Origin of the sequence: Streptomyces glaucescens (genome assembly GCF_002154375.1) — a bacterium.
Taxonomy (GTDB): Bacteria; Actinomycetota; Actinomycetes; order Streptomycetales; family Streptomycetaceae; genus Streptomyces; species Streptomyces glaucescens.
In genome coordinates, this window is record NZ_MUND01000951.1 from 1 (window position 1) to 788 (window position 788).

The window sequence follows — 788 nt, forward strand, 5'->3', positions numbered from 1 at the left end:
GGCCCTGCGGCGTCCGGCACGCACGCCCGCCGCGTTGCCCGACCTCCGGGCGGGCGACGGGAGGCGTCAGACGGGAGCTTGCTCGCCCCCGCCGCCCCTTCCCCGTTCCCGACCCCGGGGTCTGTGCCCCCGGATCACCCTCGGCCGGAACGGCCTCGTCCTCAAGCGCCGGACGGGCCGATTCGGCCGGCCCGGCTGAAACAGGAGCTGCCATGCATCTCGACCACTCCCACGGCGGTCCCGCCACGCTCAGCGCCGATGCCCACCGGCCCGACGGGTCGCGGCGCGCCCTGCGGATCGGGCTCGGCGGGCCCGTCGGGTCCGGCAAGACCGCCACCGTCGCCGCCCTGTGCCGGGCGCTGCGCGACGAACTGTCGCTGGCCGTCGTCACCAACGACATCTACACCCGCGAGGACGCCGAGTTCCTGCTCCGGGAGGCCGTACTGCCGCCGGAGCGGATCACCGCCGTGGAGACCGGCGCCTGCCCGCACACCGCGATCCGGGACGACATCTCCGCCAACCTGGAGGCCGTCGAGGACCTGGAGGACGAGGTGGGACCGCTCGACCTGATCCTCGTGGAGTCCGGTGGGGACAACCTCACCGCGACCTTCTCCAAGGGGCTCGTGGACGCGCAGATCTTCGTGATCGACGTGGCGGGCGGCGACGACATCCCGCGCAAGGGCGGGCCCGGGGTCACCACCGCGGACCTGCTGGTGGTCAACAAGACCGACCTCGCCCCGTACGGCGGCTCCGACCTCGCCCGGATGGCGGCGGACGCCAAGGCGCAG

1 protein-coding gene is annotated in these 788 nt (G+C 74.2%); it reads left to right on the forward strand.

Annotated features, from left to right (window positions below; all coding sequences use genetic code 11):
• Nucleotides 1-212: 212 nt before the first annotated feature.
• Nucleotides 213-788 (forward strand): urease accessory protein UreG (gene ureG / locus CCN42_RS39650; protein ID WP_086741993.1); only part of this gene is annotated, 576 nt, incomplete at its 3' end.